We start from the raw sequence: 18,393 nt of genomic DNA, 5'->3' as shown, positions 1-18,393 counted from the left end.
AGCGGTTCCTCCTCACCAAAGGCTGTTTTCATTGACCTTGCGGCTGATCCAGTTCGCGGAGATCAATAACACCAAATTAAAGACCGAGTTGAACAAGCCGACCGCCGAACTGTAGCTCCAGCCGAATTCAAGCAAGCCCTTCCGGTATACGAACGTATTAATAACGTCCGCCGTGTCGTAAGTAACCGGATTGTACAGCAAAATAATTTTCTCGAACCCTACGTTCAGCATATTGCCCATACGAAGAATGAACAGGATCGTAATGGTCGGTAATATGCCCGGCAGCGTAATGTGCAGGATCTGCTTCCATCGCCCGGCGCCGTCTATCCGTGCCGCCTCGTACTGTTCCTGGTCGATGCTCATTAATGCAGCAATATAGATGATCGATTCCCATCCGATTTTCTGCCAAATCTCCGATACGATATAGATGCCCCGGAACATCTCCGGCTTCTGCAGCATCGCTTGACCGTCTCCGCCGAAAAAGGCGAATATCGAGTTGATGACGCCCCCGCTGTTCGTGAAATCCTTGATCATTCCGCATATGACAATCATGGATATGAAATAAGGCATATACGTAATGGATTGGACAACCCGCTTGAATGCCGCATTGCGGACCTCATTGATGAGAATCGCCAAAATAATAGGCGCAGGGAACTCAAAGCATAAGGAGTATAGGCTGATAATCAGAGTATTTTTCAAAATACGCCAAAAATAATAGCTGCTGAAAAAATCCTTGAAATTGTCCAGGCCGACCCAGGGGCTGCCCAGAATGCCTTTCATCGGGGTATAGTCCTTAAAGGCAATGATGGCCCCGTACATCGGTGCGTAATGAAAAATAGCGTAGTAGACGATAACAGGCACCATCATCAAATACAAATATTTATTGAGCAAAAAATCCCTGACAACCCGGGAGGAAAAGCTCCGGCGGCGCATAGCGGCAGATTCGGTCGTTTGTACAGCCATCGTCTTGGCCATATCATTCCCCTCCTTCCTCAAAGTCCGTAACCTCAATAGAAACCATGACAGGAATAGCCGGACAGCCGGTTCACAGCAGGGAGGGACTGCGTTAGCCCCGCCCCGCTGCGATTGGCCTATTAACGTTTGTTATAGCGATCCAGGGCGGCCTTCTCGATCTCGATGGCGCGGTCCAGGTTCAGCGTTTTGAGCTTCGCCATATACTTATCGAAGTTTTCCAGCGGCTCGTTGCCAAGAATGATTTTGAGTGTCATTTCATCTACCAGCGTGTTCACGTCCGTCATGATTTTAGCCAGCTCCGTGCTTTCTTGAGGCGTAGCCGTAATCGGAGGCAGCGCATATTTGTCTACATCGGTTTTGGACCAGACAGGAATGGCGTCCTTTTGCTGCTGCAAAGTCAAATATTGCTCAATATAGCGCTTATCCTGAACAAACGGCCCGTTGTAGTTACCGCGAATGTACAGGGACATGGCTTGGGAAGGAGCCAGCTTATCCGGGTTTTTCATCAGCAGATCGGTATACTTCGGATAGCCGTTCTCCATCTTGTAGCTGACGCCTTCGGTTCCGAAGTTGAAGAACATATGGCCCTCGTCGCTATAGCCATAATCGAGCAGCTTGGCGGCCAGCTCCGCGTTCTTGGAATTGGCCGTAATGGCAACCATGCCGCCTGGAGCGAAGGCAGGGTCTTTTTGCCCGAAGCGAGGGACATCGCCCTTTTTCAATACCGGATAGGGGGCGGCTACCAGATTCGCTTTAGGATCTTTGGCCGTCAGGATAGGCATCCATTTGCCGATACCCCCGCCGGTGTTGCCGATGGTGGCACCGGTCGCATTGGAAGCGAGATTGGCATCCAGCGTTTTGCTGTCCACCGTCGCGATATTTTTGTCGATCAAGCCTTCTGCGTACCACTTGCGGAAGGTAGCAAGAAATTCCTTGTATTCCGGCTGGGCGGGACCGAACTTGATTTGCCCGTTGTCCGAATAGAACAACCGGTTGATGCCGAAGGCACCGATAAAGGCTCCGTTGTAAATTTGCTCAAGCGGCCGCGGTACGCTGAAGAAGGACAGCGGGGCGGCAGCGCCTTTTTTCTCCTTGAACGCCTTCAGTACCGTATACCATTCGTCAATGGTGGTCGGAACCTCCAGGCCCAGCTCATCGAGCCAATCCTTGCGGACGATCGGTCCTTGGAATACCTTCAAATATTCGTCGCCGCGGATGAACGGGAAGGCGAAATAGTTGCCGTTATCCGTCTTGACCATCTTGTCGACGTCCGGGTGCTCCTTCAAATATTTCTTCAGGTTCGGGGCGTTCTTATCGATCAGATCATTAAGCTTCAATATATAACCGTCTTTAATGGCCTTCTCCGGACCTCCCGGAAAATCAAGCCAGTTGTATTCAATCATATCCGGCAGCTCGCCTGAAGCGAGAAGAACGTTCAAGCCTTCCTTCGCCTGGTTCACCACGGGTGAAGAGAACTTCATAGGCACGCCGGTTCTTTTTTGCCATTCCTGAAAGAATGGGATATCGCCCAGGGCGGATTTGATCCCTACTGTGTTTCCGTTGATTTCGGCCCAATAGGTTAAGGTTTTGTCCGTTTTTATCGGATACGTCGTTGCAGACGCTGGAGCTGTTGCTCCTCCTTGAGGCTGCTTGCCTGTGTCCGTTGGTGCGGAAGATTGATTGGAGCAAGCTGCAATCAAGCTGCCCATCATGGTGGCGATCGTTACAATAGGGATGAGTTTCCTTCTTTTCTTCATCGCTAGTGACCTCCCATTTCTCGATTAGGTATGTGCTGCAATTCCTAACCCGATCATAATGGCAACGCTTACAAATAGATATATGCAATTTCTCTATTTTCATCCTCAATAGTGACCAGACGATCTGCAAAATGGCCAAATCAATCTTCAATTTATCCAAAAAGCGGCCGTTCACGCGCTGAATTAACGAAACGGCCGCTTTCCAAGCAAGCTTTAGGCGCTCCAGGTTTCCTTAAATTTGCCTGGAGTGATGCCTTCATATTTTTTAAACGTGCGGATAAACGCATTCGGATCATTAAAACCGACGAGTGCGGAGACATCGCTTATGCTTTTCTTCTGCTCCACAATCATGGCCTTTGCCTTCTCGATACGAACCTTGTTAATGTAATCGAGCAAGCCGCCGCCTGTCTGATCCTTGAACAGCTTGGACACGTAGGCCGGCTTCATATCCAAATAATCGCCGATCATGGTGATGTTCAGGTTCACGTCGTGATAGTGCTCTTCGATGAATGCAACCACGCTGTCGACCAGCTCTCTAAGCGCCTCCTGACGAGCCTGCTGTATATTTTGCTGCCGCTTGTCGGACGTGTACTTGCATACCTTCTCCAGCATGCCGATGAGCTCGACCTGCATTTCTTTTACCGTTTCACAGCTTAGCAGCCGTTCAACGGACACTGGATTGTTGCGTAAGAACGGCCCCTGGCCGCTGCCGATTTCCTGCGTCGTTTTGATCATCGTGCTGGCCAAATTAAACATCAGACACTTGGCAAGCGGTATGGACAGCGCGGGCTGACGGTTGAAGTTGCGCTCGATAATCTCCTCCAGCGTCTGCTTGGCCCGGCCAAGATCACCGATTTTCATTGCATTCATCCACTGCTGCTCGACCGAGAGCGGATAGTAGTAGCCGGCATTATCGTCCTGCCCGGCCTCTTGGCGGAGCATCGGGTAAGCCAGGATATCGCTATTGCCCATCACCAGCTTATATTCCATCGCATCCAGCGCTTCCGAGTAGGCCTGCGCTATTCCATTGAGAGAACCGTGGATGCCGCTGATCGCTAAAGTCATATGAATCTGATAACGCTCCAGCAGAAACGCCTGTGCTTCGCCCGCAATCTGGAACAGCTGCTCCAATCGCCCGTTATCATCCTTCGGATTGAAATTGATCAGGCAAGCGAACGTCTCGTCGATTTCCGCGACATAGCCGCGGTGCTGCCGGTTCACCAGCTCTTCTACGACATTCGCTACAATAAACTGGAGCAGCATATGCTTATCTCCGGTTTCCATCCCCTGAATGCGTTCGAAGAACGGCCCTCTTTCCTTGACATACAAGAGCATGACCGCATAGCTGTCCGACAGAGGCTGCATATGATAGGCCGTCAATGCCTCATCGATTGGTACCTGGCTGTCCAGCTTGCCCTTGAGCAGCTTCACGATAAAATTCGATTTCAGCACTTGGCGCTGCTGCCTCATCTGAGCCGTGAATTTATCCATCTCCCTTAAAGTGTTCTGTATCGATTGCTCAATATAATGAAACTCGTTGCCCCCTTCATTCATGGACACCGCGCTTTTCCCGGCAAAGGCTTGCACCAGCTGGCGAACAGGCACATAATTTTTGCGCAGGAAGAAATAGGTGAGCGTAATCCCGCCGAGCAAGCTGATCAGAATGCTCATATAAGTCAAGTTGCGGACCTGCTCCGCCTTTTTCCAATACAGCTTGCTTGGAACGATGGATACATACTTCAATTCGGACCGGGCGGAATGAATATAGAAGCCTTCCATCTTCTCCCCGTCCTTGTTATTGAAATAAAACAGTCCCGTATTTCCCTCCAGCTGGGAGTAGGGGAACGCATCCGGCAGCGTATCGTTCGTGCTCGACACAAGCACCTGGTTATCCTTATTAAGAATCAGCACCTGGCCCTCGCGGTAAAACTGCATATTCGCAATAGCTCCAAGAATGCGCGCCTGATCTAGTAAGATGACATTAGCCCCAATCGGCTGCTCCCCGGGGTCTGTCGCATAGGAGCTGACATATGCAACCGCTTTCCTTAATTTGCCGTCTTCTCCGATCCAAGGCATCGGAATAAAGCCTTTATAGTTTTTTTGCTGCAAAGTCCGGAGCCATTGATCATAGGTCAAGGTCCCGCCTTTATGCAGAAGCTCGTAGCCCAAGCCCAAATCCCTCGTAAACGTGGGCAGCAGCAGGACGTCATCCGCCGCATAATAAATGTAGAAATAGTCGATGGAAGGATACGACGATTTGTACAACTTCAAATCCTGAGTCACTTGAAACATGTCGTACCGCTGATCATTCGGAAACCGGTATTTGTTCGAATACAGCAAGTCCTGCACCTTGACGTTCCAGGTCATCTCAAAGCTCAGCCGCTCCATCGACTGAAACTGGTTATCCATAATCTCTCGTACCTGCTTCAACAGGGCGTCGTTAGCCTGGTGGATCTCACTTTCCAATGTTTTGCTCGAAGAGTTATACACGATAATGCTAATAAGGACAGGCAGCAGCAACACAGCCAAATAAGAAAGCAGCCATGTCAGCACGACACTGCGACGTCTAGACCGAATCGTTCTCCAAAACATCAAACGGATCCCTCCTTGAGAGACACCTTTCTATAATTCTATTCTAGTTGTTTTGTCACATAGTTGTCACTAGATTGGAAATCTTTTTTATTAAAATGGCGCTTCGGCTGAAATGAGCCTGCTCCTAAAAAAATTGGTTATTCTCATTCTGTGGCTGCTGTGATAACATATGGACTAGCTGAGTCGCAATATGTCGAAACCTGCAAAAATCATTGCTATTTTCATAGCGTGGTGATAAAATATGTTTACCAAGTATTCTTATTGGAATTATAAATAATTAATTATTCGGGGGAGGCAACTCATCGTGAAGCGTTTGAAACAAAGTATAGCTCTCGTGCTCGTCCTGATTCTCGCCATCAGCTTGGCGGCATGCGGGGCCAAACCGGAAGCGAAGCCTGCAGATAACGGATCTAATGCCAGTGCTGGCGGAAGCTCGTTAGAGAATAAAAAAATCGCATTGATTATGCAAATCAATCTGGGTACATTCTCCGCGCAGTACATAGAGGGCGTGAAGGAGCAAGTAGAAAAGCTCGGCGGCAAGGTTACTGTATTTACAGCCGACGGCGACTTGGCTAAAATGTCTTCGCATCTGGACGCTGCGATCAACCAGAAATTCGACGGTATTCTGATCGACCACGGTACAGCCGAAGCATTGGATCAAGGCGTGCAGAAGGCATTGGATAAAAAAATTCCGGTTGTCGCGTTTGACGCCGACATCCAGAAGCCAGGCATAACCGTACTGGAGCAAGGCGACCAAAAAATGGCCGAAGTGACTCTGGATAAAATGAGCAAAGACATCGGCGGCAAAGGCAACATCGTCAAGATCTGGGTAGCCGGCTTCGCTCCGATGGAGCGCAGACAAGTCGCTTACAAAGAATTCATGGATAAAAACAAAGATATCAAGGAGATCGCCGCATTCGGCGCCGCTTCTCAAAACACGGCACTGGATACGCAATCCCAAATGGAAGCAATCTTGAAAAAATACCCGAACAAAGGCGATATTACTGCAGTATGGGCTGCATGGGATGAATTCGCAAAAGGCGCTTCCCGCGCAATCCAGCAAGCCGGACGTACCGAAATCAAAGTATACGGCATCGATATGAGCGATGAAGACTTGCAAATGATTCAAGATACCAAAAGCCCTTGGGTAGCTTCCGCAGCCGTAGATCCTAAGGATATCGGCCGAATTCAAGTCCGCTACCTGTACCAGAAGCTGCACGGCGACCAAACGCCGGACAAAATCGTACTGGACCCCGTGTTCGTATCCCGCGACCAATTGCCAAGCAGCCAAATCTCCACTGCTCAGCTTAGCGAGCATGTGAAGGGCTGGGGCAACAGTCAGCAAGGTTACACCGATTGGCTGAAGCAAGCTGAGAAGCAGCCTGCCGCGAAGTAATTCGGTAATGAGCTATTGATCCCATCGGAACCTCCCGATGGGATTTTCCATTGAAATAAGGAGTGTGATGAACGATGTCCCTATCCACCGCCTTACTGCAAATGAACCGGATATCCAAATCGTTTCCCGGCGTTAAGGCGCTTCAGCAGGTGGACTTTGAGGTGCGCGGCGGCGAGATTCATGCACTGCTCGGCGCCAACGGAGCCGGGAAAAGCACGCTGATTAAAGTGCTGGCCGGCGCCTACATCCCGGATGAAGGGCAAATCTCCATCGACGGGAAGCCTCTTGCCATTCATGGACCGAGCGACGCGATGAACAGCGGTATTCAATGCGTCTACCAAGAGGTGGATACCGCATTGGTGTCGAGATTGACCGTAGCCGAGAATATTATGCTCGACCGGATGACCCGGCGGACCGGAAGCGGCTGGGTACATTGGGGCAGCCTGAATAAGGAAGCCGATCGCATATTGCGCGAGATCGGTCTTGCTATCGATGTCCGCCGCCAAGTCGCCGAGCTCAGCATTGCGCAGAAGCAGCTTGTCCTTATTGCCCGCGCCTTGGCGCAAAAAGCCAAATTCATTATTTTCGACGAACCGACGGCTCCTCTCAGCAATGAAGAGGCCGATCAGCTGTTCCGCATTATGGAGCGTCTCAAATCGGAAGGTGTCGGCTGCATCTTTATTTCACACCGTCTGAACGAGGTATTCCGCATCAGCGACCGGGTAACGGTGATGCGGGACGGTCAGCGGATCACCACCGTGCCTGCGGCGGAGACGAACGCGCAGGCGGTCATCGAGCAAATGCTCGGGAGAACGTTCGAGGAGGAATTCCCCAAGGTACAGGTCGCCATCGGCGAGCCGCTGCTCGAGGCCAAGGACATTACGTTCTCGACCAAGGTCCGCGGCGTCAACTTGACCGTTCACCGGGGCGAAATCGTCGGCGTCGTAGGACTGGTCGGCGCGGGTAAAACCGAACTGTCCCGCGTCCTGTTCGGCGCCGATCCGATGGACCGCGGGGAAATTCGGATTCAGGGCAAGCCGGTCAGGCTGTCCAGCCCTACCGCAGCCGTCCGGGAAGGCATCGCCCTCATCCCGGAGGAACGCCGCAAGCAGGGCATTCTGGTGGAGCAAAGCATCAAGCATAACCTGTCTCTGCCGCTGCTGAAGCTCTTCAGCTCCCTTGGCTTCGTACAGCGGGCCAAGGAGGTCGCCAATGCTGCCGAAATGATACGGCAGTTGGGCATTCAACCGCCGAATATGGAGCAGGCGGTTCAATATTTAAGCGGAGGCAACCAGCAGAAGGTTGCCGTAGGCAAATGGCTGCCGACCGATGCGCAGGTCTACCTGTTCGACGAGCCGACCAAAGGGGTCGACGTCGGCGCCAAGAGCGATATCTTCCGTCTCATCGGCCGGCTTGCCCAGGAAGGCAAGGGGATTCTGTACTTATCGTGTGAAATCCCCGAAATATTAGGGATTGCCGATCGGATTCTTGTCATGAGCTACGGGCAGATTGTCAAAGAATTGCGGCGCGATGAAGCTACGCAGGAGCAAATTTTGTATTATGCCAGTGCAGGGGAGGCTGTGGTACAGTGAAAGACAAGCTGCTCGATTATTCCTATAAATATGGAGCGTTAATCATTATTGCGGCGGTTATCGTCGTGTTCTCCGTCGTCAACGAAAATTTCTTATCCTATGATAATATGGCCGACATTCTCCGGTCGATCTCTATCGTGACCTTCGTCGCGATCGGAGTGACGTTCTCGCAGATCGTGGACGGATTCGATCTCTCAGTCGGCTCCACCGTGTCACTAACGACCGTCGTGGTCGCATCAATGATGGTATGGTACCAGCTTCCGCTGGTTGTCGTGCTGACGGTGCCTCTGCTGATCGGCGTCGTCATCGGGCTATTGAACGCCCTGCTGATCGTCAAGGTGCGGATCCCCGACTTGCTCGCCACGCTGGCCGTCATGTACATCATCGGCGGCGTGCATAAGACGTACACCAAAGGCTTCTCCATCTATAACAACATGCAGATGCAGGATGGCACGAAGGCTCCCGGCAAATTTACCGAATCCTTCCTCTGGATCGGTCAAGGCAAGCTGTTCGGGCTTCCGGTACCGGTGGTGCTGATGATCGTCGCTGTTATCGTCGTTCATATCTTTTTAACCTACACCCGTTGGGGCCGTCAATTGTATGTAACTGGCGGCAACAAGGAAGCAGCACGCCTCTCCGGTATTTCCGTCAGCCGCGTGCGGACATTGGCCTACGTGCTCTCCGGCATCTTCGCGGCTATCGGCGGCATCCTGTTCGCTGCACGCGTCGGCTCCGGACAGATTGACGCAGGGTCCCCGCTTCTTATGGAATCCGTGGCGGCCGTGTTCGTCGGCTTCTCCGTCTTCGGGGCCGGAAAGCCCAACGTGATCGGTACGTTCTTCGGGGCCGTGCTGATCGGGGTTCTGCTGAACGGGCTGACCATGCTCAATCTGCCTTATTACGCCTTCGATATCATTAAAGGGACCGTCCTCGTTCTGGCGCTTGCCATTACATTCATTCATTTGACACGAAGACGCACTTCCTAAGCCCTTATAGACCCAACAGCTTGGTACCCTTTGCGCGGGGTGCCAAGCTGTTTTTATTTTTGCATTATGGTCCTGCATCAACGATTGGAAACAAGGGAAACGGACTGATTATATCAAAATCTTAGCAAATGTGAGTTTTTTAATAAAATTTTTGCATCCAAATGCCGATATCCTAGTTATGGAAAAACAGTTAAATGGATGTTCTCCATTAACCGGATTTCCTATTCACAGCAGTCATGATAAAATGGATGTAAGATTTTTGAAGGTTAGGGGATTTATTGATCATGGACTTGGCAGAACAAGTGGAGATACTCAGGGCGAGGCTGGTAGAGCTCGTAAACGTAAAGAACAATTTTTGCGATCAAGAAGTGATTGCTCTTAGCCAGGAACTGGACGTTCTTCTGCTCCTGCTGCAGTTCAATTCCAAACAAGCGGAATGCAGAACATAAACCACATCGCCCCCCTTCCATTCACTTCGGTTCGACCGCATCTGTTAACCCCACAAAGTGGAGCTTTGGCTTCAAAGCTGCTTCAGCTGCTTGCGGGGAGCCCCGAAAATAGAAACCAAAAAAGGAAGGACAATTTTGCCCTTCCTTTAACTGCTCTATCCACCTTCAAATAGGCTTCCTACGAACCTCTACCCTATAATCAACTTCTCCTCCGGATAATGGACGTCCGCTTTGGCTTTGGTCGGAGTGAAGGTCGTCAGGAACAGGGTCATGCCTATTCTTCCTATATACATTAAAACAATCAGCGTCAGCTTGCTCACCCCGGATAGATCGCTCGTGATTCCCGTTGATAACCCGCAGGTCCCGAATGCGGAGCAGATCTCGAAGATAACGGATACCAGATTGATGCGGTGCGATTCCGATATAAGGATAATAAACACCCCTGTGACGGACAGCAGCAGGCCTGTCATAAAATACACGAAGCTTCTGATAATGTCGTCGCGGCGTACCGAACGCCCGAACACCCGAATTTCCTCTTCTCCGCGCATAAACGTTATAATCATGAGCACGATGATAGCTACCGTCGTCGTTCGTACGCCTCCCCCCATGCTCGACGGGCTCGCCCCGATAAACATGAGCATCGAGACCAGCAATTGACTTGCCTCCGTCATATCCGCCGGATTCATGGTCGCAAGCCCTGCGCTGCGCGAGGTCACGGAAGTAAACACAGAATGCAGCACCATCTCGTACCAAGGCATCCCCGCAAAATAATTCGAGCCCTCCGTTATGCATACGCCCGCGGCACCCAAAAGCAGCAAGATGGCGAAGGTCGTCGTTGTCAACTTCGTGTACAAGGTAAAGCGGAACTTCTTGTGCCCGCCAAACAGGTATTCCTTCACCTCGGCCAATACCGGGAAGCCGATGGCCCCGAGAACGATAAGCAGCATAGTAATCAGCTGTACGTACACGTCATTGGAGTAATCGAGCAGCGAATTGCCGAACAGATCGAAGCCCGCATTCGTATAGGACGAAACGGAATGGAACAACCCGTGATACAACGCTGTCGCCAGCGAAGCATAGTAACCTCTGAAGTAGAAGTAAAACCCGAATAAGATCGCGCCAATCCCTTCAAATAGCAGCGTCATGCCTATAATAAGCTTCATCAGCTGGACCATTCCTGACAAATGATACCGGTTCTGGTCGATCATCATCAGCTTGCGCTGGGATAGCCCTATTGGCTTGCCGAACAAGATCCAATAGAAGCTGCCCATTGCCATAACCCCGATACCGCCCAATTGGAAAGCGATCATCAGCACTACCGTCCCGAAATGACTGAACGTATCCGCTGTATTTACCGTAGTCAGCCCCGTAACACTCACAGCGCTTGCCGCGATAAACAAGGAATCCATGAAAGAGAGCGTCGCCCCGGGCTTCAGGCTGATCGGCAGTACCAGGAGGACCGTGACGATAAAAATAACGATGAAATAAGCGATGACAATGGAATGCACCGCTGATCTCGGTCTATGTGTTTTCTTTTGCAGCATGTTCCCTCACTTCAATCCGCGGACGGATGGACAATTCATGATTTTACATTATCATAAGGAAAAGTTCTCCATGAATCAAGTTTTTTTGACGATTTTCGAGATCAAGCCTTGTCCGGGCGGCTATCGGGCAAAGAACAGGCTGTAGCCGTATTTTCCGATCCATAGGAGAACCAGAGCCCACACGCAAAGGAACAGCGCCCCCGTCCACCAATTTTTCGGCTTGCCGTGCTTTCTTATTTCCTCCGCCTTTTCCCTGCATTCCTCTAGAACAGGCGCCGGTATCATCCGGAGTGCGAGAACAATGCCCAGCGGAACGAGTATCAAGTCGTCCACATAGCCCAGGACAGGAATAAAGTCCGGAATCAAATCTATCGGACTGAAAGCGTAGGCCAGTACCAATGCCGCAAACCACTTGGCATACCAAGGAACCCTCGGATCCTTGTAGGCTAGCCACAGGACGAATAGATGAAGCTTGATCTGCCTTGCCTTCTGTTTCAACTTCCCTAACACTCTGGCTTCTCCCATATCCATTCCCCTTTGCCTCCCGCACCTATTGTTTGCCTATTTCCCCTTCGGCATGGCCTTCCGTAGCATAAACAGTCTGCACAAATGCGGCAAAGGTTCGTTCGCATTTATCCAGCATTTTCACTGCTTCCACAGAAGCGGCACAGGAGAAGAAATCTCTTTTGGCAATTTTTTTATGCCATCTCTTCAGCTTTCCCAGCTCCGCCTCGTTCTCCTCCACTTCATGGTAGGCGAACTTTCCTTTGAGGGTTTCTGTCTCTATTTCTTGTACAAAGTGACGGCAGCCCTCCAGAAATTCCTCATATTCCGCCGTACGCTGCCGGTTAAACATTCCGATGAGCTCCTCCTCCGTTAACGCGGAAAACTGACGGACCTCCAGCAGGAGCGCCTCTCCCTCACTTGCTTCGATGAGCTTTGTCAGCGATTGAATTTTTTTCCTCACCTCAACCGTATCCGGTGCTGCGCAAACGGACTGTTGAAGATAAACGACTCCAAGCGACTTTAAGGTACGCCACACCCGGACTCGAAGGGTCGATGGCTCGGACGGCACTTTATAAGACAAAACAATCCATGAACAAACCGGCTTCAATATCGGCTCCCCCTTCCGTTGATTTCAGATTACTATTCTAGAAAATAAAATGCAACAATTGTTTCATTTTTTTGTAATAAACCTATCAAAGATTCGTTATCGATATAGGAGGCACGGAACCTTACTATTTACTCCTTGTTCTCCAATTGTTCTGGACATGTAGTCTCCGGCTGGACTTCGTTCATGCTCCCGTTCTGGCTGATCAGGGGAATCCTATTAATATCCCTTGGTTTGATTGGGGAATATATTGGCAAAATCTATAAGGAGGTTAAGCGTAGATCGCTTTACTTAATCGAGCAAGAGCTTGGTTCCGCGGCCAACGGCATCATGAAGACCAAGGCTGCCACAAAGAACAATGCCCAAGATGAATCGGAGAAAGGAAGCCACTCCGCCCTCCAGGCACAATTAAAGGAAGTGTCGAATAAAGCATGAAAAGATGGGTAACCTGCGAATGGTGCGCCGTTCTGGCAGGCTTATGTATTCTCCTTTATTTGTTGTATACCGGGCCGTTTATCGGCGTTGCGGATAACGGGGATTTTCTGCGGGTGATGGGGAGCATAGGACTCGATTACGGAGTCCCAGGGGAGTCTGATGACGAACGCTTTTTCTCCTTTGCCCACCGGTATTTTGCGTATGAGCAATGGTTCCGCGGCTTTTACGCATCCACCCAAATCATTCTGGTTGCTGCGGCATGTCTGATAGGATTGGTTGTCTCGCCGGCGTCGTTTGATATTCGTGTGCTTGGGACCTTGTTTGCTCTCCTGCTGCTCGCTGCGACCTATATTATTGTCAGACACAATAAGTATAAGTCCGCTGTCGTCGGCATAGTGCTTGCCGCTGCCCTGTTGTATGTATTCTACGATATCGCTTATATCGCCTATTTCCATTCGCTGTATGGCGAGCCTGTCTCGCTGGTGTTCCTGCTTCTGTCAGCTGGTCTTAGCCTGGCCCTACTGAATCAGGAGCAGCCTTCAAGGAAGCTGCTCTGGCTGAGCTTCGTCTCGTTCTTCTTCCTGACGTGCTCCAAAATCCAGAACGCCCCTGTAGGGATTCTGTTCGGGATGCTCGGATTTCGCTTCCTGACGCTCCGTCATGATCCGAGCTGGCGCCGTCTAACGATCTGGCTGTCGGTTTCTCTGCTCGTCATTTCGGCAGGAATGTATATGGCTGCCCCCAAGGGGCTGAAAAACATCAATATGTACCAGACCGTGTTCTATGGAATTTTGAACGCGTCTCCCGATGTCAAAGGAGATCTTAAAGCGCTCGGTCTACCCGAGCATTTGTCTGTGCTGGCCGGTACGAACTATTTTCAGACGGATACGCCGATCAAGCAGGACGCTCCTTCCATGAAGCCGGATTTTTATGACCGGATATCGCACAAGGATGTGCTGTTGTTTTATCTTCAGCATACCTCCCGGTTCATAGATAAATTGGAATTTGCGGCGAACAACAGTATGAGCATCCGGCCGTACTATCTGGGAAATTATTTGAAGCAGGAGAACAAGCCGCCGGGAGCGCTGGACTACCGGTTCAGCAGCTGGAGTCAATTCAAGAATGCCCATATACCGAATTCCCTGCTGTTTATAGCCCTGTTCTACGCCGCCTATTACGCTGTCGCGATTTATGAATACATTCGCCGCAAGAACCGAGTCGCCCGAATCCGAACGGAGCTTATGATGCTGATAGGCTTCGTAGGCATCATCGGGTTTATGGTGCCGGTTGTAGGTGACGGTATGGCGGATATAGGAAAGCATCTGTTCCTGTTCAACGTCTGCTTCGACATGATGCTGGTTGCGTCCGTAACGTGGCTGGTTAATCGGCTGGTAAATCTGAGAGCCTTCCGGTCCGGGAAATCCGGCCATTAGGCACAGCAAGGCTGCCGGCTTGTGTCGGCAGCCCTGCTGCTCTATTTCAAAGCTATTCCGCGTGAATCCACGCCACGCCGTTTTCCGATAAATAGCTCTCCCATTCCCTTGGAGCCTTCACATCGCTAATGATAATGTCGATCTCTTTCAAATCAGCCATTTTGTAGAACCGCACATTGCCGAATTTGGAATGATCCGTCAGGACGATGCTCCGCTTGGAATGCTCGATCAGCTTCTTTGCAAGCCGACCGCGTTCCTCGTCAAAGCTTGTAATGCCTTTGCCCATCATAATGCCGTCGATCGTAATGAATGCTTTATCCGCATAAAAGGATTCCACGGTGTTCTCGGCTGTCGTGCCGGTCGTTCGGAACTGCTTGGAATCGACCTTGCCGCCGATAAAATAAATGCTGCCCGAATACAAATCCTTGTTCTTATATTCAATCAGCAAAGTAAGTGCAGCAATGGAGTTGGTCAGCACCGTAATATGCTTCTTATTTTGCAAATACGGTATCATTTGCAGCGTCGTCGAGCCGTCATCGATGAAAATGACGTCGTTATCCTCTACCAGGGTCGCAGCGGCTCGTCCAATCAGCCTCTTTTCCTCGGCGCGGGTTACTTCCCGATGGATATGGGACGCTTCCTCCCGGTGCAAATTGTATTTCACCGCTCCGCCGTATACCCGCTTCAGCTTATGCTCTTCCTCAAGCTCCTCCAAGTATCTGCGAATCGTCTCGGAGGAAACCTTCAGTTTATCTACCAGATCTCCGGTTTTGACCTTTCCTTCCAGATTCAGCAAGTTAAGAATAAAGTCCTTCCGTTCCTCTCCGACTAATGACACTTGAGAATACCTCCAACGATAAAAATCAGCTTATGAGCATTATACCATTTCCCTGTTCTGTTTAAGAGCACGCCCATATTATTTTTTTGCAAATGCAGAGTCAGGACCAGAACCCAACCGTCAAACACAACAAAATCCCCACCATAGGGGAATCTGTTGGAGAAACTTCAAAGCTTGAACTGCTGCCAATATAATCCGGCGGTGTCTCCCTTTCCGTGGCATAGCCCCTCCTCCTATTTTGCATCGCTCGCACAAAACAGGTGCTTTCAACCAACTGCTCCACAAAGACTTTGGCTTCAATTTGCAAAAAAACAACCTTCAAGGAAACGCTCCTCGAAGGCTGCAGCTGCGGCATAGCTATTCTTTGATTTTTTCGAATTTGGCATCATACAGCCGGAACATCGTTTTGTAGCCGGACTCGTCGATTTTAATACCGACATCAAGTCTGCCTGTTATTTGCAGCGGCCCGGACGTATAGCGCAGCTTCGTATCCTTCGGAACGAATACAATCATAATTTTGTTCCAATACGTCTCGTCACCGTTATCGAACGGACATTCCGCTCCAGGCTGCGGGATAAGCAGGAACCAATGCTTGTCGAAGGACAATACTTCGCCCATAAAGCCCTTGATCTGCACCGTCTTGCCGTTCAAGTCCCAGAACTTGTTGGACGGTGTCGTCTGCTTGTCATCATCGAAGAACTCCGACCACTTGAGCTCGTTCGAGGCTGGCTTGGAGGCAGGCGCCGGCGTCGGCGTGGCGGCTGGCTGCGACTCGACCGCCGCCGGTGTCGGCTCCACGGCCGGGGCTGGCTCAGCCCCCGGCGTGGGCGCGGGCTCCGCCGCAGGCTGCTGCGCGGCGGCGGCGACCTTCGGCTCCTGCTGCGCGGGAGCCGGGGTTGCGCTTGCGGCAGGCGCTGCCTCTGCCGCTGCGGGAGCTGCCATCCCCTGCGGCGCCGGGGATGGGCTCGCTTCGCCCCCCGCCTGCGGCGCGGGGGGCGGTGCTGCTTCGGCCGCCGCTGGCGTGGCGGCCGGGGCAGCCGGACTCGGCGCAGCGCCCGAGTCCGCGGGTTTGCCTTCTGCGGCGGGCACCGCAGAAGGGGCGGGCGCGGCGGCGGAGAAGGACGCCGCCGACGGGTCCGCTGCCGGCTTCGAGCCGCAGCCGGCCAGCATCGCTGCCGCGACCAGCACGGCGGCCGCAGCCTTCGCCCCGGCGCGCTTGCGTCCGCGCGCGCCCCTAGCCATGGCGTGATTCTGCACTTTCACGCCACCTTCGTTCACTTCCATTATAGATCTCTCCTTTCTTGTCTCTCCCTCAATCTGATCATGGGCCGTTGTCGGCGATCACGAACGGAACAGCTGCAGCGGATCGACACGGTACATTTTTAACGCCGGTCCTACGGAAGCTGCCGCTCCTACCGCCAACGTCCCCAGCATCAGCAGCCATTCGGAGGCAGACACGCTCCATACATCCAACGCAATTCCCGAGAAATCAAACAACAGATCCCTGCCTACATAGCTGCCTGCGTGGCCGAGCACCAGCCCGATAACAAGCCCTATTGCCGTCAACAGAAGTCCTTCTCCCAAGAGCGACATCCATACGAACGATTTGGATTTGCCGATAAGCCGGAGCAGGCCGACATCCTTCTTGCGCTCGTTGACCGCCGCCGTTAAAGAAAGCAGGATCGAAATGGCTGCGAGCACAACGCATAATAGCGTCACGATGCTGATCACCTGCGAGCCTTTATCCACCATATTCACAACGTCTGCAACTGCCTTGCTCGTATAAATCGCCTGAACGTTGTCGATCCGATCGTATTTGTTTTTCAGGGTCTGTGCGCCAAGCAGCGTCTTGGGCTTGATCAGCACGGCCGTAACATCCTTATGCGCCCCCTGCTGGCTTTCGTGCACCGCCCAAGCGTAATCCAGCGTAGTAAATACGGCCCGGTCATCCGAGGTATGAAGCGGAGGCAAGATGCCGACGATCTTGTAAGCAAAGCTGTGATGCGCTTCATGCTCCTCATGGGACTCTTCGTCCTCGTCCCCTTCATGCTCCGCTTCATGGACCAGACCGTGACCTCCATGGAATGTGTCCCCGACATGAAGACCGAGCGTTTTGGCGACATGGGAGCCGATGACTGCTTCCCCCGTTTTTCCGTACACTGTGCCTGCTTCCAGCTTCTTATCGCCGTAACGGGTCAGGAAATACCGGGCATCAATACCGACAATCGGGTAGCCGTTTAGGTTATCTCCGGTCGTCATTGCGTAAGCCGCTTCCGCCTGCTCCTCCTTTTGGAGCTGTTCAAACACCTCATAGGGAATGTTTCCCGTCGGTGCACCTACATGATAATACGTGTTCATGGCCAGCTGCGTCTGGCTGCCTTTGGCCCCGACGGTCAGCTCGAACGGTCCGTAGCCTTTTTCCGCCCCCTGCTCCACGCCCTGGCTGCAAAGAATCAGAAACACCAGAAGCGCAACCGTCATCGCGACGGAAAACATCGTCAGCAGCGACAGCGTCTTGCGATGCAGCATATTACGCCATAGCAAGTGAAGCAGACTCAATCGGCTCCCCTCCTTCCCCATTGAACGGCCGTCCCTGTCCGGGACGAAGCAGCATATTGATTTCGCCCATATGGACCTGAACCGGGTACAGCTCTGCCAAGTGCAAATCATGCGTCACCGTCACGAGCGTTGACTCTTCCTCCTCGCATAAGGACAGCAGCAGCTGCATGATGGAGCCGGCCGCTTCCCAGTCCAGGCTTCCTGTCGGCTCATCCGCCAATATAAAAGGAGGCCGATGAATCAATGCACGGATGATCGCCACCCGCTGCTGCTGGCCTCTGGACAGCTGGGAGGGCAAATGCTGCTTCCTGTGAGATAAGCCCACTCTCTCAAACCAGTCGTTCACCTGGGACTCCCGCTCCTGCTTGCTCCACTCCCTCGGCAGCACCAGCTCCACATTTTGCTTCGCGGTCAGAGATGAAATGAGATGAAAGTCTTGAAAAATATACCCTACCTGCTTGGCCCGGTACTGGTCCCTTTGCGCTTCGGAATACCGGTGCAGAGGGTGACTGGCTATAGTCATTTCCCCGCTGTCCGGAGCAAGAACGCCCCCCAGCAAATGCAGCAAGGTGCTCTTGCCGCTGCCGCTCGGGCCGATTAGCGCGATTCGCTGGCCTTTATCCACGAACCAATGAGGAATATGCAAAATAGGAGATTCCACTCCGTCCAAAAGAAAAGATTTACGCACATTCGTCAAAGTGATCATCTGGACCTTCAACCCCTTTA

At 51.8% G+C, this 18,393-nt stretch carries 16 protein-coding genes; 5 read left to right on the top strand and 11 right to left on the bottom strand.

Going from position 1 to position 18,393, the window contains the following annotated elements; all coding sequences use genetic code 11:
- Positions 1–12: 12 nt before the first annotated feature.
- The 3 genes from B1728_RS31345 to B1728_RS31335 all read right to left on the bottom strand — a co-directional run bounded on the left by B1728_RS31345 (position 13) and on the right by B1728_RS31335 (position 5,324).
- On the bottom strand, positions 13–933 hold the full coding sequence (locus B1728_RS31345) for an ABC transporter permease (protein WP_256865599.1): 921 nt from the start codon (positions 931–933) through the stop codon (positions 13–15).
- 161 nt (positions 934–1,094) lie between these two features.
- Positions 1,095–2,732 carry an extracellular solute-binding protein gene (locus B1728_RS31340; protein WP_079914367.1) on the bottom strand — a complete coding sequence of 546 codons (1,638 nt, stop codon included), beginning with the start codon at positions 2,730–2,732 and terminating at the stop codon, positions 1,095–1,097.
- Between the two features lie 213 nt (positions 2,733–2,945).
- Positions 2,946–5,324 carry a helix-turn-helix domain-containing protein gene (locus B1728_RS31335; protein ID WP_079914366.1) on the bottom strand — a complete coding sequence of 793 codons (2,379 nt, stop codon included), beginning with the start codon at positions 5,322–5,324 and terminating at the stop codon, positions 2,946–2,948.
- A gap of 304 nt (positions 5,325–5,628) precedes the next feature.
- On the opposite strand from B1728_RS31335, the gene B1728_RS31330 reads away from it, so the two are divergent.
- From B1728_RS31330 to B1728_RS31315, 4 genes are all read left to right on the top strand, one after another.
- Positions 5,629–6,720 (top strand): sugar ABC transporter substrate-binding protein, encoded by a 1,092-nt coding sequence (locus B1728_RS31330; RefSeq protein WP_079914365.1) that lies wholly within the window; start codon positions 5,629–5,631, stop codon positions 6,718–6,720.
- A gap of 74 nt (positions 6,721–6,794) precedes the next feature.
- Positions 6,795–8,312 (top strand): sugar ABC transporter ATP-binding protein, encoded by a 1,518-nt coding sequence (locus B1728_RS31325; protein WP_079914364.1) that lies wholly within the window; start codon positions 6,795–6,797, stop codon positions 8,310–8,312.
- Positions 8,309–9,298, top strand: coding sequence for an ABC transporter permease (locus tag B1728_RS31320; protein WP_079914363.1), 990 nt, complete (start codon positions 8,309–8,311; stop codon positions 9,296–9,298). Before B1728_RS31325 ends, B1728_RS31320 begins: the two co-directional genes overlap by 4 nt.
- A 284-nt stretch (positions 9,299–9,582) precedes the next feature.
- The gene (locus B1728_RS31315) at positions 9,583–9,747 is read left to right on the top strand and encodes an aspartyl-phosphate phosphatase Spo0E family protein (protein ID WP_079914362.1); all 165 of its coding nucleotides are present in this window, start codon (positions 9,583–9,585) and stop codon (positions 9,745–9,747) included.
- Positions 9,748–9,935: 188 nt separating this feature from the next.
- On the opposite strand, the gene B1728_RS31310 is transcribed toward B1728_RS31315, so the two are convergent.
- The 3 genes from B1728_RS31310 to B1728_RS31300 all read right to left on the bottom strand — a co-directional run bounded on the left by B1728_RS31310 (position 9,936) and on the right by B1728_RS31300 (position 12,405).
- The gene (locus tag B1728_RS31310; RefSeq protein ID WP_079914361.1) at positions 9,936–11,291 is read right to left on the bottom strand and encodes a TrkH family potassium uptake protein; all 1,356 of its coding nucleotides are present in this window, start codon (positions 11,289–11,291) and stop codon (positions 9,936–9,938) included.
- Between the two features lie 120 nt (positions 11,292–11,411).
- Positions 11,412–11,816 carry a YkvA family protein gene (locus B1728_RS31305; protein ID WP_079914472.1) on the bottom strand — a complete coding sequence of 135 codons (405 nt, stop codon included), beginning with the start codon at positions 11,814–11,816 and terminating at the stop codon, positions 11,412–11,414.
- Between the two features lie 25 nt (positions 11,817–11,841).
- Positions 11,842–12,405, bottom strand: a complete 564-nt coding sequence (locus B1728_RS31300) for a Chromate resistance protein ChrB (protein ID WP_079914360.1) — start codon at positions 12,403–12,405, stop codon at positions 11,842–11,844.
- Between the two features lie 428 nt (positions 12,406–12,833).
- Here B1728_RS31300 and wsfD point away from each other — a divergent pair, with 428 nt between their 5' ends.
- Positions 12,834–14,270 (top strand): glycan biosynthesis hexose transferase WsfD, encoded by a 1,437-nt coding sequence (wsfD, locus tag B1728_RS31290; RefSeq protein WP_079914358.1) that lies wholly within the window; start codon positions 12,834–12,836, stop codon positions 14,268–14,270.
- 52 nt (positions 14,271–14,322) lie between these two features.
- Here the strand turns inward: wsfD and B1728_RS31285 are convergent, their stop codons facing one another.
- From B1728_RS31285 to B1728_RS31270, 5 genes are all read right to left on the bottom strand, one after another.
- Positions 14,323–15,108 carry a DeoR/GlpR family DNA-binding transcription regulator gene (locus B1728_RS31285; protein ID WP_079914357.1) on the bottom strand — a complete coding sequence of 262 codons (786 nt, stop codon included), beginning with the start codon at positions 15,106–15,108 and terminating at the stop codon, positions 14,323–14,325.
- A gap of 100 nt (positions 15,109–15,208) precedes the next feature.
- The gene (locus B1728_RS35950) at positions 15,209–15,430 is read right to left on the bottom strand and encodes a hypothetical protein (RefSeq protein ID WP_144028070.1); all 222 of its coding nucleotides are present in this window, start codon (positions 15,428–15,430) and stop codon (positions 15,209–15,211) included.
- Between the two features lie 35 nt (positions 15,431–15,465).
- Entirely contained in the window at positions 15,466–16,197 is a 732-nt protein-coding gene (locus B1728_RS31280) for a hypothetical protein (protein WP_256865601.1), read from the bottom strand.
- A gap of 252 nt (positions 16,198–16,449) precedes the next feature.
- Complete coding sequence (locus B1728_RS31275; protein ID WP_079914356.1) at positions 16,450–17,667, bottom strand: ABC transporter permease; 1,218 nt, start codon at positions 17,665–17,667, stop codon at positions 16,450–16,452.
- Positions 17,639–18,373: an ABC transporter ATP-binding protein gene (locus tag B1728_RS31270; protein ID WP_079914355.1), complete on the bottom strand. Its 735-nt coding sequence runs from the start codon at positions 18,371–18,373 to the stop codon at positions 17,639–17,641. Before B1728_RS31270 ends, B1728_RS31275 begins: the two co-directional genes overlap by 29 nt.
- Positions 18,374–18,393: the final 20 nt, after the last annotated feature.

Source organism: Paenibacillus sp. 32352 (genome assembly GCF_002042965.1).
GTDB lineage: Bacteria > Bacillota > Bacilli > Paenibacillales > NBRC-103111 > Paenibacillus_S > Paenibacillus_S vulneris.
This window is presented reverse-complemented; position numbering and strand designations above follow the sequence as displayed.

Bases quoted from the DNA above. Each gene is read 5' to 3' on its own strand.
- B1728_RS31345 (WP_256865599.1), bottom strand. From the start codon at position 933: ATGCGCCGCCGGAGCTTTTCCTCCCGGGTTGTCAGGGATTTTTTGCTC.
- B1728_RS31340 (WP_079914367.1), bottom strand. From the start codon at position 2,732: ATGAAGAAAAGAAGGAAACTCATCCCTATTGTAACGATCGCCACCATG.
- B1728_RS31335 (WP_079914366.1), bottom strand. From the start codon at position 5,324: ATGTTTTGGAGAACGATTCGGTCTAGACGTCGCAGTGTCGTGCTGACA.
- B1728_RS31325 (WP_079914364.1), top strand. From the start codon at position 6,795: ATGTCCCTATCCACCGCCTTACTGCAAATGAACCGGATATCCAAATCG.
- B1728_RS31315 (WP_079914362.1), top strand. From the start codon at position 9,583: ATGGACTTGGCAGAACAAGTGGAGATACTCAGGGCGAGGCTGGTAGAG.
- B1728_RS31310 (WP_079914361.1), bottom strand. From the start codon at position 11,291: ATGCTGCAAAAGAAAACACATAGACCGAGATCAGCGGTGCATTCCATT.
- B1728_RS31305 (WP_079914472.1), bottom strand. From the start codon at position 11,816: ATGGGAGAAGCCAGAGTGTTAGGGAAGTTGAAACAGAAGGCAAGGCAG.
- wsfD (WP_079914358.1), top strand. From the start codon at position 12,834: ATGAAAAGATGGGTAACCTGCGAATGGTGCGCCGTTCTGGCAGGCTTA.
- B1728_RS31270 (WP_079914355.1), bottom strand. From the start codon at position 18,373: ATGATCACTTTGACGAATGTGCGTAAATCTTTTCTTTTGGACGGAGTG.